This window comes from Carboxylicivirga longa (assembly GCF_050589825.1).
In the GTDB taxonomy this organism is placed as follows: Bacteria; Bacteroidota; Bacteroidia; order Bacteroidales; family Marinilabiliaceae; genus Carboxylicivirga; species Carboxylicivirga longa.
The window spans coordinates 1-1,774 of the sequence record NZ_JBNGOZ010000054.1; the positions used below are offsets into that span (position 1 = coordinate 1).

1 protein-coding gene is annotated in these 1,774 nt (G+C 35.3%); it reads right to left on the reverse strand.

Annotated elements, in window-relative coordinates:
- Positions 1–191: 191 nt before the first annotated feature.
- Positions 192–1,484: a transposase gene (locus tag ACRD7A_RS18980; protein ID WP_430812967.1), complete on the reverse strand. Its 1,293-nt coding sequence runs from the start codon at positions 1,482–1,484 to the stop codon at positions 192–194.
- Positions 1,485–1,774 lie beyond the last annotated feature (290 nt).

The window sequence follows — 1,774 nt, forward strand, 5'->3', positions numbered from 1 at the left end:
CATTTATTCGGTAAGTATAAATCAATATCAATTGATCCAATAGCTATTTCGCATTAGGATGTAAGTTTTCCATTAACAGTGCAGGCACCATCTCATATAGAACGATTCAGAAATTATTTTTATTCGATAGGCGTGTTGCGTTATTAATGGGTGATGACCTGAATTACGGAGCAGGTTTTCTCCACACTGGCTTAAACCAGTCTTATTTGGCCTCGTTTTCTAACAAGTTGATCATACTCAATGGGATCAACGCAATTTTCTAAAACAAAGGACAACAATCGCTTCCAAAGATATTGTATGGTCATTTTAGTGTCATTCTCAAAGATATGTTTCAGGTCACAACTTTTTTCAACAAATTGGTTAATCATATGTGCTATCATCATACACTGGTAATAATTGCGCAAGGCCACAAACGATACTCTTGAATACTTGTGCTTCATGTTATAGCCGTGATTTTTAAGATAATCAAAAGAGTTTTCAATAGCCCATCGTAAACGACCTGAATACGATATATGCCAATAATTGTCAATATCAGCTACTAAGCTACTCAGGTGTACAAATGTTTTAATCTCTTCATCCGGGTCATCGTCAAATTGTCGAGTCTGAATTTGCTCAATGCACTTTACATAAGAAAGAGTAAAACCCTTGTAGTCAATTCCATTAACGTAGGTGTAGTACTGTTTTTTAAAACTTCCGTTCTTTTGAGGAATTATTCTTTCTGTTTGTTTTTTAGCTGATTGGGGTAAAAGAGCGATTTCCTGATGTACCGAAGGAAGATTACCATCCTTGAAGGTGACAATAAATACCCAGCCATGTTCACGGCAAATCTTAAAAAAGGGTTCGTTGGCATATAGTGCATCAACAACGATAATAATAGGCAACCGGGGAAATTCTTGTTTGATTCTTGCTGCCAGACGCTTAAAAGCCTTTGTTTCGCAATCTTGTTTATCGTATTCCCCCTGACTTTCGTTTCTGATCCATTCGGTTCCAATTGAGAAGGCCATGTCATTAGTGGTGATTAGTTTAGCTTCTAAAACATGATGATAATAGGTCGTCTTGCCATTTTTGGAGGTTTTACTGGTGCATTCTCCACAATAATCATGTGAATAAGATGCTATTCCTGTACCATCAACGGATACCATGAAATATTTACTCTTGAATCGAAACTTATGAAATACCTTTTTTTGAATTAAAGAATGGATGATGTGATTCTTAAGCTGTTCCAGCTCCTCTGTTTTTAAAGCCCGCAGGAGGTCATCAATAGCATCACAGCTAGGTAACTGCATTTTAAAAGTACGTTCGTAGTTCTTTCGAAAAAGGGCATCCTTTCGATCCAGATCAAAAGCATTACGTGACCCTTCTTTAAAAACAAACATCATAATACCACCAAGAACCAATTCGGATATTTGATATTCCTTACGCTTGCGTGGATCGGAAAACTCTAAAATCCGCTGTTCAAGATCAGGAAAATGACACTGGAGCACTTTGCCAATTTGAAAACATACCTGTTTACCGATACTGAAGTGAAATCCACATTTGCTCACTAAAAATTAGTGAATTCTGTTAAATTTAAGTATCTTTAAAACACAAAAGATCAGTTAAATAAATAACTGATCTTTTATTTACTATTAATATAATATTTATGAGTAAATGACTTATTACCCATTAATTTGGGTAATTTACACATTTCTCATTTCTTCCCGAAAAAATAATTTCCCTAACTGTTATAAACAACTGATTATCATGGGTGCTTTTTTATGAGCGGAATTACTGA